Consider the following 22405-nt stretch of genomic DNA (forward strand, 5'->3'; position numbering starts at 1 on the left):
TTAAATGTGGGAGGGGGCTCGCCCCCGATTGCAGTGTGACAGCCAACGCATTTTTATCTGATCCACCGCTATCGGGGGCAAGCCCCCTCCCACACGGGCCCTGTTTTTTAGATAGTCAGGCGTGTCAGTTCCACGCCAGGTTCCTGGGTCACGCTCAATTGCTGGACGATAGCGTCCTGCAGGCGGCGACACAGTTCCGGGTCGGACAGCGGCTGGTTATCGGCATCGGTAATGAAGAACACGTCTTCCACCCGCTCGCCCAAGGTCGCAATCTTGGCATTCTGTAGTGACAAATCGAACTCCAGGAAAATCCCGCCGATCCGCGCCAGCAGGCCAGGGCGGTCCGGTGCGCTGAGCTCCAGCACGGTTACCGGGCGCTGGGCGTCGTTGGAAATGGTCACTTGGGGCGCAAACGCAAAGTGCTTGAGCTGGCGCGGGACCCGGCGCTGGATGATGGTCGGGTAGTCGTCCGGGTTGCGCAGGGCCTCGGTCAGGCCTTCGCGGATCTTCTTCACCCGCACCGGGTTATCGCCGATGGATTCGCCTTCGGTGTCGAGCACGATGTAGGTGTCGAGGGTGAACTGGCTGCTGGAGGTGATGACCCGAGCGTCATGGATGTTCAGGTTGAGTTGGTCCATGGCCGCCACGGTCACGGCGAAGAAGTCGTGCTGGTCGGGGGCATAGATGAAGATCTGCGTGCCGCCTTCGAATTCGCGCTGGGTGGTTTCCTTGATCAGCACCAGCGGGCCGCCATCGGCGGGCTGTTGCAGGATCGCGTCACTGTGCCAGGCCACGTCGCCGGCGGTGTGGCGCAGGAAGTAGTCGTCACCCAGTTGCGACCACAGTTGCTCGACATCATCCGGGTCGTTGCCGCCGCGAACGAGGATGTCCAGGGCAGCGCTCTGGGTGCGGCGGATCTGCTCTTCGCGGTCCACCGGGTTTTCCAGGCCGCGGCGCAGGGCACGCTTGGTCTCGGTGTAGAGCTGGCGCAGCAGGCTGGCGCGCCACGAGTTCCATAACGTCGGGTTGGTAGCGTTGATGTCGGAAACGGTCAGTACGTACAGGTAGTCCAGGCGTGTTTCATCCTCGACTATTCCGGCGAAGTCATGGATCACCTGCGGGTCGGACAAGTCCTTGCGCTGGGCGGTAGTCGACATCACCAGGTGGTTTTGCACCAGCCAGACGATCAGGCGGCTGTCCCACAGCGGCAGTTGGTGACGTTGGCAGAACGCTTCAGCGTCGACCGCGCCGATCTCTGAGTGGTCGCCATGCCGGCCTTTGCCGATATCGTGGTAGAGGCCGGCGAGGTAGATCAGCTCGGGCTTGGGCAGCTTGGCCATGAGTTTGCTGGCCAGCGGGAATTTCTCTGACACCTGGGTGTACTGCAGCTTACGCAGGTGTTTGATCAGGTTCAGGGTGTGGGCGTCCACGGTATAGATGTGGAACAGGTCGTGCTGCATCTGCCCGACGATAAAACCGAACTCCGGCAAGTAGCGCCCGAGGATGCCGTAACGGTTCATGCGCCGCAGGTTGCGGTGGATGCCGATCTTGCACTTGAACAGCTCGATGAACAGGCTGGTGTTACGGATATCGTTGCGGAAATCGTCGTCGATCAGGTGACGGTTTTCCCGCAGCAGGCGGATGGTGTCGGCGCGCACGCCTTTGATTTCCGGCTGCTGGGCCATCAGCACGAAGATCTCCAGCATGGCGAACGGTGTGCGGCGGAATACATTGTCGTTGCGCGCCTCGATATAACCGTCGTGCAACTGGAAGCGCGAATTGATCGGTTGCGGCGGCGCCTCGTCTTCGGGGGCCAGGATCACTTCTTCGAAGTGCTGGATGATCAGGTCGCTGAGCTGGGCAATGCTCATGACCACCCGGTAGTACTGCTGCATGAAGCTTTCGATGCTGGTCTTCGCGTCTTCGCCCTCAAAGCCCAGCAGGGTGGCGATGGAGCGCTGGTGGTCGAACAGCAGGCGGTCTTCGGAGCGCCCGGCGAGCATGTGCAGGGCGTAGCGCACTTTCCAGAGGAACTCTTGGGACGAGGCCAGCAGGGCGTTTTCGCTCTCCACCAGGAAGCCTTCGCCAGCCAGGGCGCGAAGGTTCAGGGTGCCGTACTGGCGACGCGCTACCCACAGAATCGTCTGGATATCCCGCAGCCCGCCCGGCGAGCCCTTGACGTTGGGTTCCAGGTTGTATTCGGTGTCGTTGTATTTGTGGTGCCGGGCCTTTTGCTCGGCACGCTTGGCCAGGAAGAAGTCTTTGCTCGGCCACATGTGTGCAGTGCTGGTCACTTCAAGCATGCGCTGGCGCAGGCGCTCGGGGCCGGCGATGGTACGGCTTTCCATCAGGTTAGTGATCACCGTGAGGTCGGCACGGGCTTCTTCGGCGCATTCATCCACCGAGCGCACGCTCTGGCCGACTTCCAGGCCGATGTCCCACAGCAACGTCAGAAAACGCTCGATGGAATCGCGAAAGATCTCATGATCGGCGCTGTCCAGCAGGATCAGCAGGTCGATGTCGGAGTAGGGGTGCAACTCACCACGGCCGTAGCCGCCGACCGCCACCAGGGCGATGTCGGCGTCTTCGCTCCAACTGAACTGTTCCCAGGCTTTTTGCAGGATGTTATCGACGAACCAGGCGCGGTCCTCGATCAGCCGGCGGATATCCCGGCCACTGCGAAAGCGCCCATCGAGCACCTCGCGGGCCTGGCGGATAGCTTTCTTGAACGCAGCGATAGGGCTCGCCTTCAGGGCCAGTTCGGCCTGGAACTGGCCGCGGTCGAAGAGTTCGGGATCCACCTGGGGCATCGATCGGCTTTCCTTTCTATCTATCAGTCAGTCACAACACGGTTGGGGAAAACCTGGGTGATCCTTACGCGGAAACGCGCGGGATCGTGTCGTCCGCACGCAGGGTGAAGATCTCGTAGCCGGTTTCGGTGACCAGCAGGGTGTGTTCCCACTGGGCCGAGAGCTTGCGGTCCTTGGTGATGGCGGTCCAGCCGTCGCCCAGTACCTTGGTGTCGGCCTTGCCCTGGTTGATCATCGGTTCGATGGTGAAGGTCATGCCTGCCTTGAGTTCCATGCCGGTGCCGGCACGGCCGTAGTGCAGGATCTGTGGCTCTTCGTGGAAGACGGTGCCGATGCCGTGGCCGCAGAATTCGCGCACCACCGAGAAACCGTTCTTTTCCGCGTGCTTCTGGATCACTTCGCCGATGTCGCCCAGGCGGCAGCCGGGCTTGACGATTTCGATGGCCTTGTACATGCACTCTTGGGTGACCTGCGACAGGCGCTCGGCCCAGACCGGTACGGTGCCGACGTGGAACATGCGGCTGGTGTCGCCGAAATAGCGGTCCTTGATGACGGTGACGTCGATGTTCAGGGTGTCGCCGTCCTTCAACGGCTTGTCACCCGGAATCCCGTGGCAGACCACGTGATTGACCGAGGTGCAGATCGACTTGGGGAAGCCTTTGTAGTTCAGCGGCGCAGGAATGGCGCCCTGCACATTGACGATATAGTCATGGCAGATCTGGTTCAGGGTTTCGGTGGTAACGCCAGGCTTGACGTGCTCGGCGATCATTTCCAGCACGTCGGCAGCCAGTTTGCCGGCGATGCGCATGCCAGCGATGTCTTCGGCGGTTTTCAAGCTAACGGTCATACAGGCTCTCTCTAGCGCGACGCGCTGAAATCAATACGGTTTACGGGCGTGCGACAAAAGGTTACAGAATTCGCATAAGCCTCAAAAAACGCGATTCTAACAGACCATGGCGTCAAATCATGAGCCTCTGATGATCGCTTCTCTCTATAAGGTGGGGGGTTGTTGGCTCTATTCAAAGGGTTGCATGAAAGAGGCTCACGGCAAATGTGATTGCGGGTTCCGTTTTCGCCCTTGCTGTGGTATAAAATGCGCCGCTTTCCGGGGATACCCCGCAAAGCTTAAATCCACACACGTGTCGACACGATGACCTGGGTGCCGGAGGCCTTGATGCCGCTGGTTGGTCATTGGGGTACGTGGAGGCCAAACCCGACTTATTAAGGAACTATCATGTCCCAAGTCAACATGCGCGATATGCTGAAGGCCGGTGTGCACTTCGGTCACCAGACCCGTTACTGGAACCCGAAAATGGGTAAATACATTTTCGGCGCGCGTAACAAGATCCACATTATCAACCTTGAAAAAACCCTGCCGATGTTCAACGAAGCACTGACTTTCGTAGAGCGCCTGGCCCAGGGCAAAAACAAGATCCTGTTCGTCGGCACCAAGCGTTCCGCTGGCAAGATCGTTGCTGAAGAAGCAGCACGTTGCGGTTCGCCGTACGTCGATCACCGCTGGTTGGGCGGCATGCTGACCAACTTCAAAACCATCCGTGCTTCCATCAAGCGTCTGCGTGACCTTGAAGTGCAAGCCGAAGACGGTACTTTCGCCAAGCTGACCAAGAAAGAAGCGCTGATGCGCTCCCGTGACCTGGAAAAGCTCGATCGTTCCCTGGGTGGTATCAAGGACATGGGCGGTCTGCCTGACGCACTGTTCGTTATCGACGTTGATCACGAGCGCATCGCGATCACCGAAGCCAACAAGCTGGGCATCCCGGTTATCGGCGTAGTCGATACCAACAGCAGCCCGGAAGGCGTTGACTACATCATCCCAGGCAACGATGACGCAATCCGCGCTATCCAGCTGTACATGGGTTCGATGGCTGACGCTGTAATCCGTGGTCGCAACCACGTTGCTGGTGGTACCGAGCAGTTCGTTGAAGAAGCTCCGGTAGCTGCCGCTGAGTAATTGACGCCCTGGCGTTGACTCAGTAAGCAAAAAGGGGGCTTGGCCCCCTTTTTGCCACCTCGAAAACCATTTGTCGGCTCCCACTTGTGGCAGCGCAACCTAGCGACTGTAACGTGCAGCAGCCTACAAGGGTTATTCGGGAAGAATTGATCGCCCGTTTGATCGGGTGGAATGGTTGAAAACCTATCCAAGAGGATTTTGAAATGGCAGAGATTACTGCAGCGTTGGTTAAAGAACTGCGTGAGCGTACCGGCGAAGGCATGATGGATTGCAAAAAGGCCTTGACCAAGGCCGGCGGCGACATCGAAAAAGCCATCGACGACATGCGTGCCTCCGGCGCCATCAAGGCTGCCAAGAAAGCAGGCAACGTAGCTGCTGAAGGCGCAATCGCTCTGAAAGAAGACGGTAAGTCCGCTGTTCTGCTGGAAGTGAACTCGCAGACCGACTTCCTGGCTCTGCAGGACGACTTCAAGGCATTCGTTGCTGCCAGCGTTGAAAAAGCATTCGCTGACAAGCTGACTGACGCCGCTCCGCTGATCGAAGCTCAAGAAGCAGATCGCCTGGTACTGGTCGGCAAGGTTGGCGAAAACGTCAACATCCGTCGCCTGGTTCGCGTTGAAGGTGATGTTGTCGGCGGTTACCTGCACGGCAACAAAATCGGTGTAGCGGTTGTTCTGAAAGGCGGCAACGTTGAGCTGGCCAAAGACATCGCTATGCACGTAGCGGCCAGCAACCCTGAGTTCCTGCTGCCATCGGAAGTGTCTGCTGACGCAATCGAACGTGAAAAAGCGGTGTTCCTGAGCCTCAACGCTGACAAAATCGCTGGCAAGCCAGAGAACATCGTTGAAAACATGATCAAGGGCCGTATCAGCAAGTTCCTGGCTGAAGCAAGCCTGGTTGAGCAGGCGTTCGTCAAGAACCCTGAAATCAAGGTCGGCGAACTGGCCAAGAAAGCCGGTGCTGAAATCGTTTCCTTCACTTACTTCAAAGTAGGCGAAGGCATCGAGAAGCCGGTCGACAACTTCGCTGAAGAAGTTGCTGCCCAGCTGGCTGCCGCCAAGCAATAAGACAGTCTTCAACTGTCGCCCGAAAGAGGCTGCCCGCTCACGCGCGCAGCCTCTTTTCAAATGGGAAGGTCGATTTTATTTGGCTTCCCCTCGGAACTGGCTTACAAAGCCGTGTTCCGATGGCGCTGTGACAGCGTCCAGCTAGAGTGAACGCAAGCCGTAAAACGGCTCGCCAAGAATTTTTAAAAATACGCCGCAGGAGAGATTCGCAATGGCTCAGCAGGGCAGTGGTTATCAGGCTCGCTATAAACGCATTCTACTCAAGCTTAGCGGCGAGGCCCTGATGGGCTCGGAAGAGTTCGGGATCGATCCCAAAGTACTCGACCGCATGGCGCTGGAAGTCGGCCAACTGGTCGGTATCGGCGTACAGGTCGGCCTGGTGATCGGCGGCGGTAACCTGTTTCGCGGCGCGGCACTGAGTGCGGCCGGCATGGACCGGGTCACCGGCGATCACATGGGCATGCTGGCCACTGTGATGAACGCCCTGGCCATGCGCGACGCCCTGGAGCGCGCTAATATCTCGGCTATCGTGATGTCGGCTATTTCCATGGTCGGCGTGACCGATCACTATGACCGCCGCAAAGCCATGCGCCACCTGAACGCCAAGGAAGTGGTGATCTTCGCCGCCGGCACGGGTAACCCGTTCTTCACCACCGACTCGGCAGCGTGCCTGCGCGCCATCGAGATTGATGCTGACGTGGTGCTCAAGGCGACCAAGGTAGACGGCGTTTACACCGCAGACCCATTCAAAGACCCGCATGCCGAGAAGTTCGATCATCTGACCTACGATGAAGTCCTGGATCGCAAGCTGGGCGTGATGGACCTGACGGCTATTTGCCTGTGCCGCGACCACAAGATGCCGCTGCGCGTATTTAACATGAACAAGCCCGGCGCCCTGCTGAACATCGTACACGGCGGCGCAGAAGGGACTCTGATCGAGGAAGGCCAACAATGATCAACGAAATCAAGAAAGACGCCCAGGCGCGTATGCAGAAATCCCTGGAATCGCTGAGCCATGCATTCGGCCAGATCCGTACCGGCAAGGCACACCCGAGTATCCTGGGCAGCGTAATGGTGCCTTACTACGGTTCTGATACCCCTATCAGCAGCGTTGCCAACATTACCGTTAAAGATTCGCGCACCCTGCAAGTCGTGGCCTTCGAGCGCAACATGCTCGGTGCCGTCGACAAGGCCATCCAGAGCGCTGGCCTGAACCTCAACCCAACCAACCTGGGTGAGTTGCTGCTGATCTCCATGCCGGCCCTGACTGAAGAAACCCGTAAGGGCTTCACCAAGCAGGCGCGCAGCGCTGCCGAAGATGCGCGCGTCGCCGTGCGTAACATCCGTCGCGATGCCCTGGGTGACCTGAAGAAACTGGTCAAGGACAAGGAAATCAGCGAAGACGAAGAGCGTCGTGCCACTGCTGATATCGATAAGCTGACCAAGGATGCCGAGGCCCAGATCACTAAGGCCACGGAAGAAAAAGAAAAGGACCTGATGGCCGTATAAGGGGTCAGGACGCCTTCATGGAAAAGACCAAGCAGACTGTGCCCTCTGTGGTGCCGCGCCATGTCGCGATCATCATGGATGGGAATAATCGCTGGGCGAAGAAACGCTTTATGCCGGGTGTGGCCGGGCATAAAGCGGGTGTCGATGCGGTGCGGGCGGTGATCGAGGTATGCGCCGAAGCCAAGGTCGAAGTGTTGACCTTGTTCGCGTTCTCCAGTGAAAACTGGCAGCGGCCCGCCGAAGAAGTCAGCGCCTTGATGGACTTGTTCTTCCGGGCGTTGCGTCGTGAGGCCAAGCGCCTCAATGACAACAACATCTGTCTGCGCATCATTGGTGATCGCTCGCGCTTCCATCCGGAATTGCAGGCGGCCATGCGCGAAGCTGAGGCCATTACTGCCGGCGCCAACCGTTTTGTGCTGCAGATCGCAGCCAACTACGGTGGCCAGTGGGATATCGCCCAGGCCGCGCAGCGGCTGGCCCGCGAAGTGCAGGCCGGTCATCTGCGACCCGACGACATCACGCCCGAACTCTTGCAAACCTGCCTGGTGACCGGTGACCTGCCGTTGCCTGACTTGTGCATCCGTACCGGTGGTGAGCACCGCATCAGTAATTTCCTGTTGTGGCAGCTGGCCTACACCGAGCTGTACTTCTCCGACCTGTTCTGGCCGGACTTCAAACACGATGCCATGCGTACTGCGCTGGCCGATTTCGCTTCCCGTCAGCGTCGCTTCGGTAAAACGAGTGAGCAGATCGAAGCTGGAGCCCGGGTTTAAATGCTTAAACAACGAATCATCACAGCACTGATCCTGTTGCCGATCGCCTTGTGTGGGTTTTTCCTGCTCGAGGGTTCCGGCTTTGCGCTGTTTATCGGCCTGGTCGTCACCCTGGGTGCCTGGGAATGGGCGCGCCTGGCAGGTTTCAATGCACAGTTGCCGCGGGTGGCCTATGCCGCCGTGGTGGCCGCCTTGGCGTTTCTCTTGTACATCCTGCCCGACATTGCACCTTGGGTGTTGGGTGCGGCAGTACTGTGGTGGGCGCTGGCGACATTCCTGGTGTTGACTTACCCGCGCACCAGCAGTCAATGGTCGAGCGTGGCCTGCAAGTTGGTGATTGGTTTATTGATCCTGCTGCCGGCGTGGCAGGGGCTGATTGAGATCAAGCGTTACCCGATGGGTAACTGGCTGATCCTGGCGGTCATGGTGCTGGTCTGGGGGGCGGATATCGGTGCCTACTTCTCCGGTCGGGCCTTTGGCAAGCGCAAGCTGGCACCGGCGGTCAGTCCGGGCAAGAGCTGGGAGGGTGTATACGGTGGTTTGGCGTTGACGCTGGTGATCGCACTGGTCGTCGGTGTTGTGCGTGGCTGGGCGGTGAAGGACATCTTCCTGGCGCTGGTGGCTACAGCCATTGTCGTGTTTATCTCGGTGGTGGGTGACCTCACCGAAAGCATGTTCAAGCGCCAGGCCGGGATCAAGGACAGCAGCAACCTGCTGCCGGGTCACGGCGGTGTGCTGGACCGCATCGACAGCCTGACCGCTGCCATTCCGATCTTTGCCGTGCTGTTGTGGATGACGGCGTCGTGAGCCGCCTGCAACAAGTGACCGTGCTGGGTGCAACCGGCTCGGTAGGGTTGAGCAGCCTAGATGTGATTGCGCGCCATCCTGATCGCTACCAGGTTTTCGCCCTCACCGGGTTTACCCGCATGAGCGAGCTGCTGGCCTTGTGCGTACGCCATGCGCCGCGATTTGCGGTAGTGCCTGAAGCCGCTGCGGCGCGGACGCTGCAGGATGACCTGCGGGCTGCCGGGCTTGCGACTCAGGTGTTGGTCGGGGAGGAGGGGCTGTGCCAAGTCTCGGCCGACGCCGAAGTTGACACGGTGGTCGCCGCCATTGTCGGTGCTGCGGGGTTGCGTCCAACCCTGGCGGCCGTCGACGCTGGCAAGAAGATCCTGTTGGCCAATAAAGAAGCGCTGGTCATGTCTGGCGCGCTCTTCATGCAGGCGGTGCGCAAAAGTGGCGCGGTACTGCTGCCACTCGATAGCGAACACAATGCGATCTTCCAGTGCATGCCCGGCGACTATGCCCGTGGCCTGAGTCAGGTGGGTGTGCGTCGGATCCTGCTGACCGCCTCCGGAGGGCCGTTCCGGAAAACCCCGCTCGCGGAGCTGGAACAGGTGTCGCCCGACCAGGCGTGCGCTCATCCGAACTGGTCCATGGGGCGCAAAATCTCTGTGGATTCGGCGAGCATGATGAACAAGGGGTTGGAACTGATCGAGGCGTGCTGGCTGTTCGATGCGCGGCCTGACCAGGTCGAGGTGGTGATTCACCCGCAAAGTGTGATTCATTCCCTGGTCGACTACGTGGACGGTTCGGTCCTGGCGCAGTTGGGCAACCCCGATATGCGCACCCCGATCGCCAATGCCCTGGCCTGGCCCGAGCGGATCGATTCCGGCGTGGCGCCTTTGGACCTGTTTGCCGTGGCTCGTCTGGACTTCGAAGCGCCCGACGAGCAGCGCTTTCCGTGCCTGCGCCTTGCCCGGCAAGCTGCCGAAGCGGGCAATAGCGCGCCGGCGATGCTGAATGCGGCCAATGAGGTGGCGGTGGCGGCGTTTCTCGAACGGCGCATCCGCTTTCCGCAGATCGCGAGTATCATCGAGGACGTCCTGGCGCTTGAGCCTGTTGTGACGGTGAGCGATCTGGGGGCAGTATTCGAGGCCGATACCAAGGCCCGGGCCCTGGCGGAACAATGGTTGAACCGCAACGTGCGTTAGCCTGTGGGCAGGTTTGAGCCTTGAGGCACTGGATAGGAATGCGGAGAACTTAGATGAGTGCGCTTTACATGATTGTCGGCACCCTGGTTGCTCTGGGTGTGCTGGTTACCTTCCACGAATTCGGCCACTTCTGGGTGGCGCGTCGTTGCGGCGTCAAGGTATTGCGCTTTTCCGTCGGTTTCGGCATGCCGCTGTTGCGCTGGCACGACCGCCGTGGCACCGAGTTCGTGATCGCGGCTATCCCGTTGGGTGGCTACGTCAAGATGCTCGATGAGCGCGAAGGTGAAGTGCCGGCAGACCAACTGGACCAATCTTTCAATCGCAAGACCGTTCGTCAGCGTATCGCCATTGTTGCCGCCGGTCCGATCGCCAACTTCCTGTTGGCGATGGTGTTCTTCTGGGTCTTGGCCATGCTGGGCAGCCAGCAGGTGCGTCCGGTCATCGGCGCGGTCGAGTCGGACAGTATCGCCGCCAAGGCTGGGTTGGTTGCTGGGCAAGAAATTGTTTCCATTGATGGCGAACCCACCACGGGGTGGGGCGCGGTCAATTTGCAGTTGGTGCGTCGCCTGGGTGAAAGCGGCACCGTCAACGTGGTGGTGCGCGAGCAGGATTCCACCACCGAAACCCCGCGCGAGCTGGCTCTTGACCACTGGCTCAAGGGGGCTGATGAGCCTGATCCGATCAAGTCTCTGGGCATACGGCCCTGGCGTCCGGCCTTGCCGCCGGTGCTCGCGGAGCTGGACCCGAAAGGCCCGGCCCAGGCTGCAGGCCTGAAAACGGGCGACCGCTTGTTGGCCCTCGATGGCCAGTCGCTGGGTGACTGGCAGCAAGTGGTTGACTTGGTGCGTGTACGTCCTGAAACCAAAATTGTGCTGAAAGTTGAGCGCGATGGTGCTCAAATCGACGTCCCTGTGACGCTGTCGGTTCGCGGGGAAGCCAAGGCGGCCGGGGGTTACCTGGGGGCTGGGGTCAAAGGTGTCGATTGGCCGCCATCGATGGTGCGCGAAGTCAGCTTCGGGCCGTTGGCTGCCATTGGCGAGGGTGCAAAACGCACTTGGACCATGAGTGTACTGACCCTCGAATCGCTCAAGAAAATGTTGTTCGGCGAGCTCTCGGTAAAAAACTTGAGTGGGCCGATAACCATTGCTAAAGTGGCGGGCGCTTCTGCCCAGTCGGGTGTCGCGGATTTCCTGAATTTCCTGGCTTATCTGAGTATCAGCCTGGGTGTTCTGAATTTGCTGCCCATTCCGGTATTGGATGGGGGGCATCTGTTGTTTTATCTGGTCGAGTGGGCGCGTGGTCGCCCCTTGTCGGATCGGGTGCAGGGTTGGGGGATACAGATCGGTATCAGTTTGGTGGTCGGGGTGATGTTATTAGCCTTGGTCAACGATCTGGGTCGACTGTAACGCTTCGCTGAATTGCGAATCTGCCGCATTTTGCGGCAGTTTGTTTATTGCCAGTTGGAATAAGAAAGGACTTCATGAAACGTCTGCTGCTAACTGCGGTTCTCACCGTATTGATGATCGCCGAAGTTCACGCCGAGTCCTTCACCATCTCCGATATTCGCGTCAACGGCCTCCAGCGGGTTTCCGCGGGTAGCGTCTTTGGTGCCTTGCCGTTGAACGTTGGGGAACAGGCTGATGACCGTCGCCTGGTGGAATCCACTCGTGCGTTGTTCAAAACCGGTTTCTTTCAAGACATCCAACTGGGTCGCGAAGGCAACGTCCTGGTCATCACCGTCGTCGAGCGACCCTCCGTCGCCAGTATCGAGATCGAAGGCAACAAGGCGATCTCGACTGAAGACCTGATGAAGGGCCTCAAGCAATCCGGCCTGGCCGAGGGCGAGATCTTCCAGCGTGCCACCCTTGAAGGTGTGCGTAACGAACTGCAACGCCAGTACGTTGCCCAGGGCCGCTACTCCGCGACCGTGGAAACGGAAGTGGTGCCGCAGCCGCGCAACCGTGTTGGCCTCAAGGTCAACATCAACGAAGGCACCGTGGCCGCGATTCAGCACATCAACGTGGTGGGCAATACCAAGTTTGCTGATGAAGACCTGATCGACCTGTTCGAACTCAAGACCACCAACTGGCTGTCGTTCTTCAAGAACGATGACAAGTACGCCCGTGAAAAACTTTCCGGTGACCTGGAACGCCTGCGTTCCTACTACCTGGACCGTGGCTATATCAACATGGATATCGCTTCGACCCAGGTGTCCATCACCCCGGACAAGAAACACGTCTACATCACTGTCAACGTGAACGAAGGCGAGAAGTACAAGGTTCGTGACGTGAAGCTGAGCGGCGACCTGAAAGTGCCTGAAGACCAGGTCAAGGCGCTGCTGCTGGTGCAGAAAGACCAAGTGTTCTCGCGCAAGCTGATGACCACCACGTCCGAACTGATCACCCGTCGCCTGGGTAACGAAGGCTATACCTTCGCCAACGTCAACGGTGTGCCGACCCCGCATGATGATGACCACACTGTGGACATCACCTTCGTCGTCGATCCAGGCAAGCGTGCCTACGTGAACCGTATCAACTTCCGTGGCAACACCAAGTCTGCGGACGAAGTGCTGCGTCGTGAAATGCGCCAGATGGAAGGTGGCTGGGCGTCGACTTACCTGATCGACCAGTCCAAGACCCGTCTTGAGCGCCTGGGCTTCTTCAAGGAAGTCAACGTCGAAACCCCGGCCGTACCGGGCGTGGATGACCAGGTTGACGTGAACTACGCCGTTGAAGAACAAGCGTCGGGCTCCATCACCGCGAGCGTCGGCTTCGCACAGAGTGCCGGTTTGATCCTTGGTGGTTCGATCACCCAGAACAACTTCCTCGGTACCGGTAACCGAGTGTCCATCGGCCTGACCCGAAGCGAATACCAGAGCCGATATAACTTCAGTTATACCGACCCTTACTGGACTGCCGACGGTGTTAGCCTGGGCTACAACGCCTTCTACCGCACCACCGACTACAAAGACCTCGACGTTGACGTAGCAAGCTACGCAATCGACAGCCTCGGTGCCGGTGTCAACGTGGGTTACCCGATCAGTGAGACCTCGCGTCTGACCTTCGGCCTGACCGCGCAGCAGGATGAGATCAAGACCGGTGTGTACACCGTGGACGAGATCTTCGACTTTACCCGTCGCGAAGGCGACAAGTTCCTGAACTTCAAGGCGTCTGCCGGCTGGTCCGAGTCGACCCTGAACAAAGGCGTACTGGCGACCCGTGGCCACTCCCAGAGCCTGACCCTGGAAACCACCACGCCGGGCAGCGACCTGTCGTTCTTCAAACTCGACTACCGTGGCCAGCTGTTCCAGCCATTGAGCGACAACTACACCATGCGCCTGCACACTGAGCTGGGCTATGGCGATGGTTATGGTTCTACCAATGGCTTGCCGTTCTATGAAAACTACTATGCTGGTGGTTTCAACTCGGTACGTGGCTTCAAGGACAGCACCTTGGGTCCGCGTGGTACGCCAAGCCGTGGTGTGGGTGTGACCGGTAACCAAGGCACTGTGGCCGACTCCGACAACGACCCGCTGCCGTTCGGTGGTAACGTCTTGATCCAGGGTGGCGCGGAAATCCTGTTCCCACTGCCGTTCGTGAAAGATCAGCGTTCACTGCGTACGTCGGTCTTCTGGGACGTGGGTAACGTGTTCGATTCCAAGTGCGAGCAGATCAAAAACCCGAGTGGCGTGAAGTCCAACACTCAGTGCAACGACGTGAGCCTCAGCAACCTGGCAAGCTCCGTGGGTGTGGGTGTGACTTGGGTGACTGCACTTGGCCCATTGAGCTTTGCTCTGGCCATGCCGATCAAGAAACCGGACAACGCTGAAACCCAGATTTTCCAATTCTCCCTCGGCCAGACGTTCTAAGCGTCTGACCCAAGATAACGACAACGGATTCTGTAGGAGTGCATCGTGCGTAAGTTGACTCAATTGGTTCTGCTGGCAACCGTGCTGGTAGCGACCCCGGCCTTCGCCGAAATGAAAATCGCCGTCCTGAACTATCAGATGGCCCTGCTGGAATCGGACGCGGCCAAGAAGTACGCCGTGGATGCCGAGAAAAAATTCGGTCCGCAACTGACCAAGCTCAAGACTCTGGAAAGCAGCGCCAAGGGCATCCAGGACCGCCTGGTAGCCGGTGGCGACAAGATGCAACAAGGCGAGCGCGAGCGTCTGGAGCTTGAGTTCAAGCAAAAGGCCCGTGACTACCAGTTCCAGTCCAAAGAGCTGAACGAAGCCAAAGCGGTTGCTGACCGTGAAATGCTGAAACAGTTGAAGCCGAAACTCGACAGCGCTGTGGAAGAAGTCATCAAGAAAGGTGCCTTTGACCTGGTGTTCGAGCGTGGCGCGGTAATCGACGTCAAGCCTCAATACGACATCACCCGCCAGGTGATCGAGCGCATGAACCAGCTGAAGTAAGCCATGACCGCGACTATCAAGCTCGGCGAGTTGGCCGAGTTCCTGGGGGCCACCTTGCGTGGCTCTCCGGAGAAGGAAATCACTGGGCTAGCCACCTTGCAGGAGGCTGGCCCAGCTCAGTTGAGCTTCCTCGCAAACCCCCAATACCGTAAATACCTGGTCGACAGCCAAGCCGCCGCCGTGTTGCTGAAAGCGGCTGACGCCGAAGGGTTTGCCGGGGATGCGCTGGTGGTGGCTGACCCGTACCTGGCGTATGCCCGGGTGTCGCACCTGTTCGATCCTAAGCCCAAGGCAGCGGCCGGTGTTCATCCGTCTGCGGTGATCGCCGATGATGCCCAGGTTGACCCAGCGGCCAGCATCGGTGCCTTTGCGGTGGTCGAGAGCGGCGCGCGCATTGCGGCGGGTGTCACCGTTGGGGCCCATTGCTTTATCGGTGCGCGCTGCGAGATCGGCGCCGACGGTTGGCTGGCGCCGCGCGTGACCCTGTACCACGATGTGCGTATCGGTGAGCGGGTGGTCATCCAGTCGGGTGCCGTGATCGGCGGTGAAGGCTTTGGCTTTGCCAACGCCAAGGGCATCTGGAACAAAATTGCCCAGGTCGGCGGCGTATTGATCGGCGACGACGTGGAAATTGGCGTGAACACCGCTGTCGATCGCGGGGCCCTGGCCGATACCGTGATCGGTAACGGCGTGAAGCTCGACAACCAGATCCAGATCGCCCACAACGTGCAGATTGGCGATCACACCGCCATGGCCGCGTGCGTGGGCATCTCCGGCAGTACCAAAATTGGTAAGCATTGCATGCTCGCCGGTGGCGTAGGGCTGGTGGGGCATATTGATATTTGCGACAACGTCTTCATCACCGGGATGACCATGGTGACCCACTCGATTACCGAGCCAGGTGCCTATTCTTCCGGTACCGCCATGCAGCCTGCGGCTGAATGGCGCAAGAGTGCAGCGCGGTTGAGGCAGCTCGACGACATGGCTCGGCGTCTCAAACAGCTGGAAAAGCGTGTTGGGGACGTGACCCCTGGCGGTAATGCTTCATCAGAAGGCTGATACCATTTCCATATCAAGTGTGCACAGCCGCTAGACTGCCTCCTTGATTTGCTAGCGGGGCGTGCGTTTAGTTCGCCCGCCCCCAATCTTTATTACAGGCTTCCCCCCGAAATGATGGACATCAACGAGATTCGCGAATACCTGCCTCACCGTTACCCGTTCCTGCTGGTGGACCGCGTAGTGGACCTCAATGTCGAGGAAAAGCGCATTCGTGCCTACAAGAATGTCAGCATCAACGAACCGTTCTTCAATGGTCACTTTCCTGCACACCCCATCATGCCGGGCGTGTTGATCATCGAAGCGATGGCCCAGGCTGCCGGTATCCTTGGTTTCAAAATGCTTGACCTCAAGCCTGCCGACGGCACGCTTTACTATTTCGTGGGCTCCGACAAGTTGCGTTTCCGCAATCCGGTTACCCCGGGTGACCAGCTGATCCTGGAAGCCAAGTTCATCAGCTGCAAGCGCCAGATCTGGAAGTTCGAATGCCAGGCCTCGGTGGACGGCAAGCCGGTGTGCTCCGCTGAGATCATCTGCGCGGAACGCAAACTATGAGTTTGATTGACCCTCGCGCAATCATCGATCCGTCGGCCGTACTGGCCGCCGACGTTGAGGTCGGCCCTTGGTCGATCATCGGCGCAGGTGTGGAAATCGGCGAGGGGACTGTCATCGGGCCGCACGTGATCCTCAAAGGTCCGACCCGCATTGGCAAACACAATCGCATCTACCAGTTCTCCTCGGTAGGCGAAGACACCCCGGACATGAAGTACAAGGGTGAAGAGACGCGCCTGGTAATCGGTGATCACAACATCATCCGTGAAGGCGTGACCATTCACCGTGGTACCGTGCAGGATCGGGCCGAAACCACGCTGGGTGATCACAACCTGGTCATGGCCTATGCCCATATCGGCCACGACAGCGTCATCGGCAACCACTGCATCCTGGTCAACAACACCGCGTTGGCGGGCCATGTGCACGTTGACGATTGGGCGATCCTGTCCGGATTCACCCTGGTGCATCAGTATTGCCATATCGGCGCCCACAGCTTTTCCGGCATGGGCACCGCTATCGGTAAGGATGTTCCGGCGTTCGTCACGGTATTCGGCAACCCGGCCGAAGCCCGCAGCATGAACTTCGAAGGCATGCGCCGTCGCGGTTTCAGCGAAGAAGCCATCCACGCCCTGCGCCGCGCCTACAAGGTGGTTTACCGCCAAGGGCTCACGGTTGACCAGGCATTGACCCAACTGCTCGAGCCGGCAGCGTTGTTCCCGGAAGTCGCGGTGTTCCGTGACTCGATCCAGGCGTCGACTCGCGGCATCACCCGCTAATCATGGCTAATCTGCGTATCGCGCTGGTGGCCGGGGAAGCTTCCGGCGACATTCTGGGCGCAGGTCTTATGCGGGCCCTCAAGGCCCAGCATCCGGCGGTGCAATTTATCGGTGTCGGCGGCCCGCTGATGCAGGCTGAAGGGCTTACGTCCTACTTCCCCATGGAGCGCTTGTCGGTCATGGGGTTGGTTGAGGTGCTGGGGCGCCTGCGCGAACTGTTGGCGCGTCGCAAGCTGCTGATCCAGACCCTGATCGAAGAAAAGCCTGATGTGTTCATCGGGATCGACGCGCCGGACTTCACCCTCACTCTCGAACTCAAGTTGCGTCAGGCCGGCATCAAGACCGTGCACTACGTCAGCCCCTCCGTTTGGGCGTGGCGGCAGAAGCGCGTGCTCAAGATCCGTGAGGGCTGCGACCTGATGCTGACCCTGCTGCCGTTCGAAGCCCGGTTCTATGAAGAAAAGGGCGTGCCGGTACGGTTTGTCGGGCATACCCTGGCCGACACCATTCCCTTGCAGGCTGACCGCACGGCAGCACGTGCCGAGCTGGGCTTGCCAGACGGCCCGTTGGTAGCGTTGATGCCAGGCAGCCGTGGCGGTGAAGTCGGCCGCCTGGCTTCGGTGTTTTTCGACGCCGCCGAGCGTCTGCAGGCGCTGAAGCCAGGCGTACGTTTCGTGCTGCCCTGCGCCAGCCCGCAACGTCGTGTGCAGATCGAAACACTGCTGGAAGGTCGCAACCTGCCGTTGACCTTGCTCGATGGCCAGTCGCACCTGGCCCTGGCGGCCTGCGATGCGGTACTGATCGCTTCGGGCACGGCCACCCTCGAGGCCTTGCTGTACAAGCGCCCGATGGTCGTGGCCTACCGCCTGGCGCCGCTGACTTTCTGGATTCTCAAGCGCATGGTCAAAAGCCCCTACATCTCCTTGCCCAACCTGCTGGCCCAACGCCTGTTGGTGCCGGAGTTGTTGCAGGACGATGCAACGCCGGAGGCCCTCGCGCAAACCCTACTACCCTTGATCGACGGTGGCGAAGAGCAGACCCGTGGTTTCGACGACATCCACCGCACCCTGCGTCGTGATGCGTCGAACCAGGCGGCCGACGCCGTGTTGAGCTTGATCGGCCAGAAACAGGAAGCCTTATGAAGACGCAAATGGGCCTGGATTTCAGCCTGGTTGCCCAAGCCCACGAGCTGGTGGCCGGTGTTGACGAAGTAGGGCGCGGGCCTTTGTGTGGTGCGGTGGTCACGGCGGCGGTGATTCTTGATCCGAACCGTCCGATCCTCGGCCTCAACGACTCGAAGAAGCTCACTGAAGCACGCCGCGAAAAGCTCTACGACGAGATCTGTGAGAAAGCACTGAGCTGGCATATCGCCCGGGCCGAAGTCGAAGAAATCGACGAACTGAACATTCTGCACGCCACCATGCTGGCCATGCAGCGTGCGGTCGAGGGGCTGCACATCACCCCGAAAATGGCGATGATCGACGGCAACCGCTGCCCCAAGCTGGCCATGCCTTCCGAAGCGGTGGTCAAGGGAGATAGCAAGGTGCCGGCCATCGCCGCTGCCTCGATCCTGGCCAAAGTCAGCCGTGACCGGGAAATGGCCGCGTTCGAATTGATCTACCCCGGCTACGGCATGGGCGGTCATAAAGGCTACCCGACGCCCGTTCATCTGGAAGCCCTGGCTCGCCTTGGCCCGACGCCGATCCACCGCCGCTCGTTCGCCCCTGTGCGCGAGGCCTACGAGCTGCGCGAGAGCCTCAGCGAGGTGTAGTCGCGTAGGCTGATGTTTTGCTCAAGGCCCGGTACAATCCCGGGCCTTGTTGTTTCTAAGTTTCTAGACAGGATCACTATGCCGGCTTCATTCGTTCACCTACGCCTGCACACTGAATACTCCCTGGTCGACGGCCTGGTACGGATCAAACCGCTGGTCAAAACCCTGGTGGGCATGAACATGCCTGCGGTCGCGGTTACCGATCAGAACAACATGTGTTCCCTGGTCAAGTTCTACAAGAACGCCATGGGCGCCGGCATCAAGCCGATCTGTGGCGCCGACCTGTGGCTGTCCAACAAAGACCCGGATAACCCCCTGAGCCGCATCAGCCTGTTGGCGATGAACGGCGTGGGCTATCGCAACCTCACCGAACTGATTTCCCGGGGTTTCATCGACGGCCAGCGCAATGGCTCGATCATCATCGAGCGTGAATGGGTCGCCGAGGCCAACGAAGGCCTGATCATGCTGTCGGCCGCCAAAGAGGGCGAGATCGGTATCGCGCTACTGGGCGGCAACCCGCAGGAAGCCGAAGTGCTGGCGCGTGAATGGATGCAGGTCTTCCCGGACCGTTTCTACCTGGAAATCCAGCGCACCAATCGCCCCAACGACGAAGAACACCTGCACGCCGCGGTAGCCCTGGCCGACAAGCTGGGCGCGCCGCTGGTGGCGACCAACGATGTGCGCTTCATCAAGAAGGAAGACTTCGAAGCCCACGAAACCCGCGTGTGCATCGGCGAAGGCCGGGCCCTGGATGACCCGCGTCGCTCGAAGAACTACAGCGAGGAGCAATACCTCAAAAGCGCCGACGAGATGGCCGAGCTGTTCAGCGACCTGCCCGAGGCCCTGGAAAACTCGGTCGAGATCGCCAAGCGCTGCAACATCGAGGTCAAGTTGGGCAAGCACTTCCTACCCAACTTCCCGATTCCCGATGGCATGACCATCGATGAGTACTTCCGCAAGGTCTCGTTCGATGGCCTGGAAGAGCGTTTGTCTGTCCTGCTGCCCAAGGACACCACCGAGGATTACGACGCCAAGCGCCAGGTTTATGTCGACCGGCTGAATTTCGAGCTGGATATCATCATCCAGATGGGATTCCCCGGCTACTTCCTGATCGTAATGGACTTTATCCAGTGGGCCAAAAGCAACGGCGTACCGGTTGGTCCGGGCCGGGGGTCAGGTGCCGGCTCGCTGGTCGCCTATGTGCAGAAGATCACCGACCTTGACCCGCTGGAATATGACCTGCTGTTCGAACGGTTCCTGAACCCGGAACGGGTCTCCATGCCCGACTTCGACGTCGACTTCTGCATGGACGGCCGTGACCGCGTGATCGAATACGTGGCCGAGAAATATGGCCGCAACGCGGTCAGCCAGATCATCACCTTCGGTTCCATGGCGGCCAAGGCTGTAATCCGCGACGTAGCGCGGGTGCAGGGCAAGTCCTACGGCCTGGCGGATCGCCTGTCGAAGATGATCCCGTTCGAAGTCGGCATGACCCTGGAGAAAGCCTACGAGCAGGAAGAAATTCTGCGCGACTTTATCAAGGTCGATGAAGAAGCCGCCGAAATCTGGGACATGGCGCGCAAGCTCGAAGGTGTGGTGCGTAACGTCGGTAAACACGCCGGTGGCGTGGTTATTGCGCCGACCAAGCTCACGGACTTTTCGCCGATCTATTGCGACGAAGAGGGCGGTGGCCTGGTTACCCAGTTCGACAAAGACGACGTGGAGGCGGCCGGCCTGGTGAAGTTCGACTTCCTCGGCCTGCGGACCCTGACGATCATCGACTGGGCGCTCAAGACCATCAACCGTGACCGCGCCAAGGTCAATGAAGAGCCGCTGGATATCGCGTTTATCCCGCTGGACGACAAGCCAACCTACAGCCTGCTGCAAAAAGCCGAAACCACGGCTGTGTTCCAGCTTGAATCACGGGGTATGAAAGAGCTGATCAAAAAGCTCAAGCCCGACTGCCTGGAAGACTTGATCGCACTGGTGGCCCTGTTCCGTCCGGGCCCGCTGCAATCGGGCATGGTGGATGACTTCATCAACCGTAAGCACGGTCGCGCGGAACTGGCCTACCCGCACTCGGACTACCAGTACGAAGGTCTCAAGCCGGTACTGGCGCCGACCTACGGCATCATCCTGTATCAGGAACAGGTGATGCAGATCGCCCAGGTGATGGCCGGTTATACCCTGGGCGGTGCGGACATGCTGCGTCGCGCCATGGGTAAGAAAAAACCCGAGGAAATGGCCAAGCAACGTGGCGGTTTCATCGAAGGTTGCGCGACCAACAATATCGACGCCGATCTTGCGGGTAACATCTTCGACCTGGTAGAAAAATTCGCCGGTTATGGTTTTAACAAATCCCACTCCGCCGCCTACGGCCTGGTGTCGTACCAGACCGCCTGGCTGAAAGCCCACTACCCGGCGCCGTTCATGGCCGCGGTACTCTCGGCGGATATGCACAACACCGACAAGGTCGTGACCTTGATCGAGGAAGTGCGCACCATGAAGCTGCGCCTCGACGCGCCGGACGTGAACGCCTCGGAGTTCAAGTTCACCGTGAACGACGAAGGCCGCATCATTTACGGTCTGGGTGCGATCAAAGGCGTGGGCGAAGGCCCGGTGGAAGCCATCACCGAAGCGCGTCAGGACGGGCCGTTCAAGGACCTGTTCGACTTCTGCGCGCGGGTTGACCTCAAACGCATCAACAAGCGGACACTCGATGGCCTGATCCGCAGCGGCGCACTCGACCGTCTCGGTCCGTATTTCCATGATGAGCCCAAGGCTTACCAGGCGAATATCGACCGTAACCGCGCAGTGCTGCTCGCCGCCATGGAAGAAGCGATCAAGGCCGCCGAGCAAACCGCCCGAACCCACGACAGCGGCCACGCCGACCTGTTTGGCGGTTTGTTCGTCGAAGAAGATGCGGACGTATACGGCAACCATCGCAAGGCCAAGGACCTGACCCTCAAGGAACGCCTCAAGGGCGAGAAAGACACCTTGGGCCTGTACCTCACCGGTCACCCGATTGACGAATACGAAGGGGAAATCCGCCGGTTCGCCCGTCAACGCATCATCGACCTGAAGCCGGCGCGGGACACTCAGACCGTTGCCGGCATGATCATCGCCCTGCGGGTGATGAAGAATAAAAAGGGCGACAAGATGGGCTTTATCACCCTCGACGACCGTTCGGGCCGTATCGAAGCGTCGCTGTTTGCCGACGCGTTCCACTCCGCGCAGTCGCTGCTGCAGACCGACGCGATGGTGGTGGTGGAAGGGGAGGTCAGCAACGATGACTTCTCCGGCGGCCTGCGCCTGCGCATCAAACGGGTGATGAGCATGGAAGATGCGCGCACCAATTTGGCCGAAAGCCTGCGTTTGAAGGTGAAAACCGAAGCGCTCAAGGGCGATCAGCTACGCTGGTTGGGCGACCTGCTCAAACGCCACCGTGGCGCGTGCCCGGTGACCATGGAGTACACCGGCAATGACGCCAAGGCCATGTTGCAGTTCGGCGAGAGCTGGCGAATTGATCCCGCTGACGGCTTGATTCAAGCTTTGCGTGACCAGTTCGGGCGAGACAACGTCTTCCTCCAATACCGTTGACGGTCAGATGTGTCTGATCTCGACTAAACATTTAATCTCGACCTAAACGCGCCTCTCCCTTAAGGTAGGGCGCGAATAGACAACCGGCTGGCCAGGCACGCCCTGGCC

Annotated in this window: 18 protein-coding genes; 16 read left to right on the forward strand and 2 right to left on the reverse strand. The window is 59.5% G+C overall.

Going from position 1 to position 22405, the window contains the following annotated elements:
- Positions 1-107: 107 nt before the first annotated feature.
- Positions 108-2810 carry a [protein-PII] uridylyltransferase gene (locus K7431_RS20245; protein ID WP_012722593.1) on the reverse strand — a complete coding sequence of 901 codons (2703 nt, stop codon included), beginning with the start codon at positions 2808-2810 and terminating at the stop codon, positions 108-110.
- 64 nt (positions 2811-2874) lie between these two features.
- On the reverse strand, positions 2875-3657 hold the full coding sequence (gene map / locus K7431_RS20250; RefSeq protein ID WP_012722594.1) for a type I methionyl aminopeptidase: 783 nt from the start codon (positions 3655-3657) through the stop codon (positions 2875-2877).
- A gap of 387 nt (positions 3658-4044) precedes the next feature.
- On the opposite strand from map, the gene rpsB reads away from it, so the two are divergent.
- The 16 genes from rpsB (at position 4045) to dnaE (ending at position 22297) form a co-directional block, all read left to right on the forward strand.
- Positions 4045-4782 carry a 30S ribosomal protein S2 gene (gene rpsB / locus K7431_RS20255; protein ID WP_003189158.1) on the forward strand — a complete coding sequence of 246 codons (738 nt, stop codon included), beginning with the start codon at positions 4045-4047 and terminating at the stop codon, positions 4780-4782.
- A gap of 203 nt (positions 4783-4985) precedes the next feature.
- Positions 4986-5849 (forward strand): translation elongation factor Ts, encoded by an 864-nt coding sequence (tsf, locus tag K7431_RS20260; protein WP_012722595.1) that lies wholly within the window; start codon positions 4986-4988, stop codon positions 5847-5849.
- A gap of 211 nt (positions 5850-6060) precedes the next feature.
- The gene (gene pyrH, locus K7431_RS20265) at positions 6061-6804 is read left to right on the forward strand and encodes a UMP kinase (RefSeq protein ID WP_003172271.1); all 744 of its coding nucleotides are present in this window, start codon (positions 6061-6063) and stop codon (positions 6802-6804) included.
- On the forward strand, positions 6801-7358 hold the full coding sequence (gene frr / locus K7431_RS20270) for a ribosome recycling factor (protein ID WP_012722596.1): 558 nt from the start codon (positions 6801-6803) through the stop codon (positions 7356-7358). Before pyrH ends, frr begins: the two co-directional genes overlap by 4 nt.
- 17 nt (positions 7359-7375) lie before the next feature.
- Entirely contained in the window at positions 7376-8131 is a 756-nt protein-coding gene (uppS, locus tag K7431_RS20275; protein WP_012722597.1) for a polyprenyl diphosphate synthase, read from the forward strand.
- Positions 8132-8938, forward strand: a complete 807-nt coding sequence (locus tag K7431_RS20280) for a phosphatidate cytidylyltransferase (protein WP_012722598.1) — start codon at positions 8132-8134, stop codon at positions 8936-8938.
- Positions 8935-10125, forward strand: coding sequence for a 1-deoxy-D-xylulose-5-phosphate reductoisomerase (gene ispC, locus K7431_RS20285; protein ID WP_012722599.1), 1191 nt, complete (start codon positions 8935-8937; stop codon positions 10123-10125). Before K7431_RS20280 ends, ispC begins: the two co-directional genes overlap by 4 nt.
- A gap of 53 nt (positions 10126-10178) precedes the next feature.
- Positions 10179-11531, forward strand: a complete 1353-nt coding sequence (gene rseP / locus K7431_RS20290; RefSeq protein WP_012722600.1) for a sigma E protease regulator RseP — start codon at positions 10179-10181, stop codon at positions 11529-11531.
- A gap of 74 nt (positions 11532-11605) precedes the next feature.
- Positions 11606-13993 carry an outer membrane protein assembly factor BamA gene (bamA, locus tag K7431_RS20295; RefSeq protein WP_012722601.1) on the forward strand — a complete coding sequence of 796 codons (2388 nt, stop codon included), beginning with the start codon at positions 11606-11608 and terminating at the stop codon, positions 13991-13993.
- A gap of 45 nt (positions 13994-14038) precedes the next feature.
- Positions 14039-14542, forward strand: coding sequence for an OmpH family outer membrane protein (locus tag K7431_RS20300; RefSeq protein WP_003219314.1), 504 nt, complete (start codon positions 14039-14041; stop codon positions 14540-14542).
- Between the two features lie 3 nt (positions 14543-14545).
- Positions 14546-15601 (forward strand): UDP-3-O-(3-hydroxymyristoyl)glucosamine N-acyltransferase, encoded by a 1056-nt coding sequence (lpxD, locus tag K7431_RS20305; RefSeq protein ID WP_012722602.1) that lies wholly within the window; start codon positions 14546-14548, stop codon positions 15599-15601.
- A gap of 111 nt (positions 15602-15712) precedes the next feature.
- A complete protein-coding gene (fabZ, locus tag K7431_RS20310; protein WP_003172281.1) occupies positions 15713-16153 on the forward strand; it encodes a 3-hydroxyacyl-ACP dehydratase FabZ in 441 nt (146 codons plus the stop codon).
- Positions 16150-16926, forward strand: a complete 777-nt coding sequence (gene lpxA, locus K7431_RS20315; protein ID WP_012722603.1) for an acyl-ACP--UDP-N-acetylglucosamine O-acyltransferase — start codon at positions 16150-16152, stop codon at positions 16924-16926. Before fabZ ends, lpxA begins: the two co-directional genes overlap by 4 nt.
- Positions 16927-16928: 2 nt before the next feature.
- Positions 16929-18068, forward strand: coding sequence for a lipid-A-disaccharide synthase (gene lpxB / locus K7431_RS20320; protein ID WP_012722604.1), 1140 nt, complete (start codon positions 16929-16931; stop codon positions 18066-18068).
- Complete coding sequence (gene rnhB, locus K7431_RS20325; RefSeq protein WP_043204904.1) at positions 18065-18697, forward strand: ribonuclease HII; 633 nt, start codon at positions 18065-18067, stop codon at positions 18695-18697. The genes lpxB and rnhB overlap by 4 nt, the downstream gene beginning before the upstream one ends.
- 78 nt (positions 18698-18775) lie before the next feature.
- Positions 18776-22297 carry a DNA polymerase III subunit alpha gene (gene dnaE / locus K7431_RS20330; RefSeq protein WP_012722606.1) on the forward strand — a complete coding sequence of 1174 codons (3522 nt, stop codon included), beginning with the start codon at positions 18776-18778 and terminating at the stop codon, positions 22295-22297.
- The last annotated feature ends 108 nt before the right edge of the window (positions 22298-22405 follow it).

Source organism: Pseudomonas fluorescens group sp., assembly GCF_020093335.1.
Lineage (GTDB): Bacteria > Pseudomonadota > Gammaproteobacteria > Pseudomonadales > Pseudomonadaceae > Aquipseudomonas > Aquipseudomonas petroselini.